General features: G+C 67.7%; 12 protein-coding genes. 11 read left to right on the top strand and 1 reads right to left on the bottom strand.

Annotated features, from left to right (window positions below; translation table 11 throughout):
• Positions 1-219: hypothetical protein (locus G6021_RS04695; protein ID WP_182640756.1), on the bottom strand; the 219-nt coding region annotated here is incomplete at its 3' end.
• Between the two features lie 546 nt (positions 220-765).
• On the opposite strand from G6021_RS04695, the gene rpsJ reads away from it, so the two are divergent.
• From rpsJ to rpsQ, 11 genes are read left to right on the top strand one after another with little or no spacing between them, the layout of a single operon-like run.
• Complete coding sequence (rpsJ, locus tag G6021_RS04690; RefSeq protein ID WP_003938093.1) at positions 766-1071, top strand: 30S ribosomal protein S10; 306 nt, start codon at positions 766-768, stop codon at positions 1069-1071.
• 52 nt (positions 1072-1123) lie between these two features.
• Positions 1124-1789 (top strand): 50S ribosomal protein L3, encoded by a 666-nt coding sequence (gene rplC, locus G6021_RS04685; RefSeq protein WP_179525925.1) that lies wholly within the window; start codon positions 1124-1126, stop codon positions 1787-1789.
• Positions 1786-2484: a 50S ribosomal protein L4 gene (gene rplD, locus G6021_RS04680; protein WP_182609299.1), complete on the top strand. Its 699-nt coding sequence runs from the start codon at positions 1786-1788 to the stop codon at positions 2482-2484. Before rplC ends, rplD begins: the two co-directional genes overlap by 4 nt.
• Positions 2481-2783, top strand: a complete 303-nt coding sequence (gene rplW, locus G6021_RS04675) for a 50S ribosomal protein L23 (protein WP_179525923.1) — start codon at positions 2481-2483, stop codon at positions 2781-2783. The genes rplD and rplW overlap by 4 nt, the downstream gene beginning before the upstream one ends.
• 31 nt (positions 2784-2814) lie before the next feature.
• On the top strand, positions 2815-3651 hold the full coding sequence (gene rplB, locus G6021_RS04670) for a 50S ribosomal protein L2 (protein WP_107757059.1): 837 nt from the start codon (positions 2815-2817) through the stop codon (positions 3649-3651).
• 14 nt (positions 3652-3665) lie between these two features.
• Positions 3666-3947 carry a 30S ribosomal protein S19 gene (gene rpsS, locus G6021_RS04665; RefSeq protein ID WP_017838195.1) on the top strand — a complete coding sequence of 94 codons (282 nt, stop codon included), beginning with the start codon at positions 3666-3668 and terminating at the stop codon, positions 3945-3947.
• On the top strand, positions 3944-4384 hold the full coding sequence (gene rplV / locus G6021_RS04660; RefSeq protein WP_179525922.1) for a 50S ribosomal protein L22: 441 nt from the start codon (positions 3944-3946) through the stop codon (positions 4382-4384). The genes rpsS and rplV overlap by 4 nt, the downstream gene beginning before the upstream one ends.
• Entirely contained in the window at positions 4385-5218 is an 834-nt protein-coding gene (gene rpsC, locus G6021_RS04655; protein WP_179525921.1) for a 30S ribosomal protein S3, read from the top strand.
• 2 nt (positions 5219-5220) lie between these two features.
• Positions 5221-5637 carry a 50S ribosomal protein L16 gene (gene rplP / locus G6021_RS04650; RefSeq protein WP_017838198.1) on the top strand — a complete coding sequence of 139 codons (417 nt, stop codon included), beginning with the start codon at positions 5221-5223 and terminating at the stop codon, positions 5635-5637.
• Positions 5637-5867 carry a 50S ribosomal protein L29 gene (gene rpmC, locus G6021_RS04645; RefSeq protein ID WP_017838199.1) on the top strand — a complete coding sequence of 77 codons (231 nt, stop codon included), beginning with the start codon at positions 5637-5639 and terminating at the stop codon, positions 5865-5867. The genes rplP and rpmC overlap by 1 nt, the downstream gene beginning before the upstream one ends.
• Before the next feature lie 17 nt (positions 5868-5884).
• On the top strand, positions 5885-6160 hold the full coding sequence (rpsQ, locus tag G6021_RS04640) for a 30S ribosomal protein S17 (protein ID WP_179525920.1): 276 nt from the start codon (positions 5885-5887) through the stop codon (positions 6158-6160).
• Positions 6161-6209: the final 49 nt, after the last annotated feature.

The raw sequence follows: 6209 nt of genomic DNA, 5'->3' as shown, positions 1-6209 counted from the left end.
CCCGGCCAGAGCGGTCACGGCCACCGCGGCGACCTGCTCGGCGGTCGCGGCGTGTTCCGGGCGGCGGGGCCCGCCGACCCCGTGTCTGCGGTCGACCTCCTCGAGCGCGCGGAGCATCTCGTCCGGGTCACCGCCCTTGTCCGGGTGGTGGCGCAGGACGGCTTGGCGACGATCCCGCTTGTAGGCGGCGGGGTCGCGTGGTTCGCGTCGGCTGTTCACGTGGGGCTCTCCTGGGTGACGAGGCGCATGGGCGCTGATGGCTCGACGCTACCGAAGTCGCGGCACGCGGGCGCGGCATCCCCGACCCGTCGGCCCCGGCGATTTTGATCCCGTGGGGTGCGTGCGGCATACTGGTCGAGTTGCCCGGACAAGGCGGCGAACTCGTGTGGCCCCCGGGCCCCGCGATCGCCGGGTTGGTCGGGCGAGCACGACCGGGGCGGGTGAGCGATCACCCGCCGGAAAAGTGGGAGGGCGACACGCCCGACCGCGTGGACGCGTCGTGACACATCAACAGCGGCAGCGGATCGGTTCCGCCGTCACCCTCGCCCCGCGGGAGTGCGGCACTCCGTCCTCTGGAGGGCTCGTGGTCGTGTCACGTTCGTGAGCGCGCGACGGCGGTCCTCCACGACGAAGCACCGATGCATGTGACCGGGTGGTAGACGGTCAGACGGTGTCACGTATGACAAGCGAACACAGAAGTGTCCCCCGCGCAGCGAGGGCGCTCACGACAGCCGCCTTCAGGGGCGGGGGGAGAATGAGGACGAAGTGGCGGGACAAAAGATCCGCATCAGGCTGAAGGCCTATGACCACGAGGCCATCGACGCCTCGGCGCGCAAGATCGTCGAGACGGTCACCCGTACGGGAGCTCGTGTCGTCGGCCCGGTGCCGTTGCCGACCGAGAAGAACGTGTACTGCGTCATCCGCTCGCCGCACAAGTACAAGGACTCGCGCGAGCACTTCGAGATGCGCACCCACAAGCGGTTGATCGACATCCTCGACCCCACGCCCAAGACCGTGGACGCGCTCATGCGCATCGACCTGCCTGCCAGCGTCGACGTCAACATCCAGTGACCTCCGACCGAGCAGCGGTCAGCAAGCAACGTGCAGCGGAGACAGTGAACAGATGAGTACTACCGAGATCAAGGGAATCCTGGGCGCGAAGCTCGGCATGACCCAGGTCTTCGACGAGAACAACCGGGTCGTCCCGGTTACCGTCATCAAGGCCGGGCCGTGTGTAGTCACCGGGATCCGTACAGAGCAGACCGACGGCTACAACGCCGTCCAGATCGCGTTCGGCGCGATCGACCCCCGTAAGGTCACCAAGCCCGTCACGGGCCAGTTCTCCAAGGCGGGTGTGACCCCGCGTCGCCACCTGGCGGAGATCCGGCTGGACAACGCGGAGCAGGCAGCAGCCTTCGAGCTGGGCCAGGAGCTCGGCGCGGATGTGTTCTCCGACGGCGCTTTCGTCGACGTCACCGGAACCTCCAAGGGCAAGGGCTTCGCCGGCACCATGAAGCGTCACGGCTTCCACGGACAGGGCGCCTCACACGGCACCCAGGCCGTGCACCGCCGGCCCGGTTCCATCGGTGGCGCATCCACCCCGGGCCGCGTGTTCCGGGGCAAGAAGATGGCCGGCCGCATGGGCAACGAGCGCGTGACCACCATGAACCTCAAGGTCCACAAGGTCGATGCCGAAGCCGGCGTCCTCCTGATCAAGGGCGCCATCCCGGGCCGCAACGGCGGCCTCGTGATGGTCCGATCCGCAGTGAAGGGCGGTGCGCGCGCATGACCACGACGGAGAACACCGTGAATCTCAAGCTTGACGTCCGTACCCCGGCCGGTTCGGCCGACGGGTCGGTCGAGCTGCCCGCCGCGATCTTCGGCGTCGAGCCCAACCTGGCGCTGATGCACCAGGTCGTCGTGGCTCAGCTCGCCGCGGCGCGGCAGGGCACGCACTCGACCAAGACCCGCGGCGAGGTCCGTGGCGGTGGCCGCAAGCCGTTCCGCCAGAAGGGCACCGGCCGCGCCCGCCAGGGCTCGACCCGCGCCCCCGCCTACACCGGCGGTGGCACGGTCCACGGTCCGAAGCCGCGCGACTACTCGCAGCGCACCCCCAAGAAGATGAAGGCCGCCGCCCTCCGCGGTGCCCTGTCCGACCGGGCCGCCAGCGATCGTATCCACGTGGTCACCGAGCTCGTCGAGGGTCAGACCCCGTCGACGGCGGGCGTGCGGGACTTCCTCGGAAGCCTGTCCGGTCGCAAGAAGTTCCTGCTCGTCGTCGGCCGCGAGGACGTCGCCGCGTGGCGCTCGGTGGGCAACCTGGACCACGTCCATCCCATCGCTCCGGATCAGCTCAACACCTACGACGTGCTGCGTGCAGACGACGTCGTGTTCACGGTGGAGGCACTGGACGCGTTCGTCTCGCAGGCCAGCAAGCGTGCCGCAGGCACGGATAACACCGCCGCGAAGGAGGCCGACAAGTGAGCACCGTCGCCGATCCCCGGGACGTGATCCTCGCCCCCGTCGTCTCCGAGAAGGCCTATGGCCTGCTCGAGCAGGGCGTGTACACGTTCCTGGTCGCACCGGACGCCAACAAGACGCAGATCAAGATCGCCCTCCAGGAGATCTTCGGCGTCACGGTGGAGTCCGTCAACACCGCCAACCGTCAGGGCAAGCGTAAGCGCACCCGCACCGGGTTCGGACAGCGCAAGAGCACCAAGCGCGCCATCGTGACCCTTGCGGCCGACAGCAAGCCCATCGAGATCCCGGGTCTGACCGCCTGACGGCGGGAAGAGTTAAGGACGAGAGAACCTCATGGCTATCCGCAAGTACAAGCCCACGACGCCCGGCCGTCGCGGCTCGAGCGTCTCGGACTTCGCCGAGATCACCCGCTCGACGCCCGAGAAGTCGCTGCTTCGCCCACTACACAAGACCGGTGGCCGTAACGGTCACGGTCGGATCACCACCCGTCACAAGGGCGGTGGCCACAAGCGCCAGTACCGTGTCATCGACTTCCGTCGTAATGACAAGGACGGCGTCGACGCCACCGTCGCCCACATCGAGTACGACCCCAACCGCACCGCCAACATCGCCCTCCTGCACTACGCGGACGGCGAGAAGCGGTACATCCTGGCCCCGCGGAACCTCAAGCAGGGCATGAAGGTCGAGTCGGGTGTCGGTTCCGATATCAAGGTCGGCAACAACCTGCCGCTCCGCAACATCCCCGCAGGTACCGTCGTGCACGCCGTGGAGCTCCGTCCCGGGGGCGGTGCCAAGATGGCACGCGCCGCCGGTGCCGGGATCCAGCTGCTCGGCAAGGAGGGCGCGTACGCCTCACTCCGCATGCCGTCCGGCGAGATCCGCCGGGTCGACGTCCGCTGTCGCGCGACGATCGGCGAGGTCGGCAACGCCGAGCAGGGGAACATCAACTGGGGTAAGGCCGGCCGCATGCGCTGGAAGGGCGTCCGCCCGACCGTCCGCGGTGTGGTCATGAACCCCGTCGACCACCCGCACGGTGGTGGCGAGGGTAAGACGTCCGGTGGACGTCACCCCGTCAGCCCGTGGGGCCAGCCCGAGGGCCGGACCCGCAAGCCCAACAAGGCGAGCGACAAGATGATTGTCCGTCGCCGTCGCACCGGTAAGAAGCGTTAAGGAGGGAAACTAGGATGCCTCGTAGTCTCAAGAAGGGTCCGTTCGTCGACGAGCACCTCCTCGCGAAGGTGGACGCGCAGAACGACAAGGGTACTCATCAGGTCATCAAGACCTGGTCGCGTCGCTCGACGATCCTGCCCGATTTCATCGGCCACACGTTCGCCGTCCATGATGGCCGCAAGCATGTGCCCGTGTTCGTGTCCGACTCCATGGTGGGTCACAAGCTCGGCGAGTTCGCGCCGACGCGCACGTTCAAGGGGCACATCAAGGACGATCGGAAGAGTAAGCGCCGATGAGCACTGATACCAGCAAGACCGCCGAAGGCACGGTGCAGGACGAGCAGCAGCTCTCCGCCCGGGCCACCGCCAAGTTCGTCCGCGTCACGCCCATGAAGGCGCGTCGTGTGATCGACCTGATCCGGGGCAAGGACGCCTCCGACGCGTTGGACATCCTGCGGTTCGCCCCGCAGGCCGCCAGCGAGCCGGTGGGCAAGGTCCTCGCGTCCGCCATCGCGAACGCCGAGAACAACCTCGACCTGGATCCCCGGACCCTGGTCGTGTCGGCTGCGTTCGCCGACGAGGGCCCGACCCTGAAGCGGTTCCGTCCGCGTGCCCAGGGTCGTGCGTTCCGAGTGCGTAAGCGCACGAGCCACATCACCGTCGAGGTGACCAGCGTGCCCGAGAAGGCCGGTTCCACCGGCCGGGGTCGTCGTAACCAGGGAGGTGCCCGCTAAATGGGACAGAAGATCCAGCCGCACGGCTTCCGTCTCGGCATCACCTCGGACTGGACGTCCAAGTGGTACGCCGACAAGCAGTACGCGGACTACGTCGCCGAGGACATCAAGATCCGTCAGCTCCTGTCCAAGGGCATGGAGCGGGCCGGCATCTCGGGCGTGGACATCTCCCGTACCCGCGACCGCGTCAACGTCGACATCCACACCGCCCGGCCGGGCATCGTGATCGGTCGTCGTGGCGCCGAGGCCGACCGTCTCCGCGGCGAGCTCGAGAAGCTCACCGCGAAGCAGGTCCACCTCAACATCCTCGAGATCAAGAACACCGAGGCCGACGCCCAGCTCGTGGCCCAGGGCATCGCGGAGCAGCTCTCCAACCGCGTGGCGTTCCGCCGCGCGATGCGTAAGGGCATCCAGTCCGCGATGCGTCAGCCGCAGGTCAAGGGCATCAAGGTGGTCTGCTCGGGTCGTCTCGGCGGTGCCGAGATGTCGCGATCGGAGCGCTACCACGAGGGTCGCGTCCCGCTTCACACCCTGCGTGCCGAGATCGACTACGGCACCTACGAGGCCAAGACGACCTTCGGTCGCATCGGCGTCAAGGTGTGGATCTACAAGGGTGACGTGGTCGGCGGTCGTCGCGAGTCCGATCAGTACGCCCAGTCCAGCAACCGCGGCGGTGCCGACCGAGGACCGCGCCGCGAGCGTGGCGCAGGCCGGCCGCGTCGTTCCGGCGCCCAGGGCACCACGGCCACCAGCACCGAGACCGGCCGCGCCGGTTCCGGTCCGGCTGCCGAGGCCCCCGCCCAGGCTCCGCAGAATCAGACCAGGGAGGCGTGACAGTGCTTATCCCCAAGCGCGTCAAGCACCGCAAGCAGCACCACCCCGGCCGTAGCGGCGGGGCCAAGGGCGGCACCAAGGTGACGTTCGGTGAGTACGGCATCCAGGCTCTCGAGCCGGCGTACGTCACCAACCGTCAGATCGAGTCCGCGCGTATCGCGATCAACCGCCACATCAAGCGTGGCGGCAAGGTGTGGATCAACATCTACCCCGATCGCCCCTTGACCAAGAAGCCCGCCGAGGTCCGCATGGGTTCCGGTAAGGGATCCGTCGAGTGGTGGGTCGCGAACGTCAAGCCGGGTCGCATCCTCTTCGAGATGTCGTACCCGAACGAGGAGACCGCACGCGAGGCGCTGCGCCGCGCGCAGCACAAGCTCCCGTGCAAGACCCGTATCGTGACCCGGGAGGAGCAGTTCTGATGGCTAGTGGAACCACCGCCCCCGAGTTGCGTGAACTCGACGCCGATGCGCTCACCGCGCGTCTTCGTGAGGCCAAGGAGGAGCTGTTCAACCTGCGCTTCCAGATGGCCACCGGTCAGCTGACCAACAACCGTCGCCTGCGCGTCGTCCGTCACGACATCGCACGCATCTACACCGTCATCCGCGAGCGCGAGCTCGGGTTGTCGGCGGCGCCGGGTGATGCCAAGTGAGTGACAAGGAAGCAGCCGTGACTGAGGCCAGCGAGAACACCGAGCGCAACAGCCGCAAGGTGCGGATCGGGTACGTCGTGTCCGACAAGATGGACAAGACCATCGTCGTCGAACTCGAGGACCGCGTGAAGCACCCGCTCTACGGCAAGATCATGCGCCGTACCGAGCGTGTGAAGGCGCACGACGAGACCAACGACGCCGGTGTCGGCGACCGCGTGCGGATCATGGAGACCCGCCCGCTGTCCGCCACCAAGCGCTACCGCGTCGTCGAGGTCCTGGAGCGCGCGAAGTAGGAGAGTCGCTCCACTCTCACCCCCGGCCCGGCCCCGAACACTCGGGGCC

This window comes from Dietzia sp. CW19, assembly GCF_014145265.1.
GTDB lineage: Bacteria > Actinomycetota > Actinomycetes > Mycobacteriales > Mycobacteriaceae > Dietzia > Dietzia natronolimnaea.
This window is presented reverse-complemented; position numbering and strand designations above follow the sequence as displayed.

Coding starts and splice junctions, on each gene's coding strand:
- rplB (WP_107757059.1), top strand. CDS start 2,815: ATGGCTATCCGCAAGTACAAGCCCACGACGCCCGGCCGTCGCGGCTCG.
- rpsS (WP_017838195.1), top strand. CDS start 3,666: ATGCCTCGTAGTCTCAAGAAGGGTCCGTTCGTCGACGAGCACCTCCTC.
- rplV (WP_179525922.1), top strand. CDS start 3,944: ATGAGCACTGATACCAGCAAGACCGCCGAAGGCACGGTGCAGGACGAG.
- rplC (WP_179525925.1), top strand. CDS start 1,124: ATGAGTACTACCGAGATCAAGGGAATCCTGGGCGCGAAGCTCGGCATG.
- rpmC (WP_017838199.1), top strand. CDS start 5,637: ATGGCTAGTGGAACCACCGCCCCCGAGTTGCGTGAACTCGACGCCGAT.
- rpsC (WP_179525921.1), top strand. CDS start 4,385: ATGGGACAGAAGATCCAGCCGCACGGCTTCCGTCTCGGCATCACCTCG.
- rplD (WP_182609299.1), top strand. CDS start 1,786: ATGACCACGACGGAGAACACCGTGAATCTCAAGCTTGACGTCCGTACC.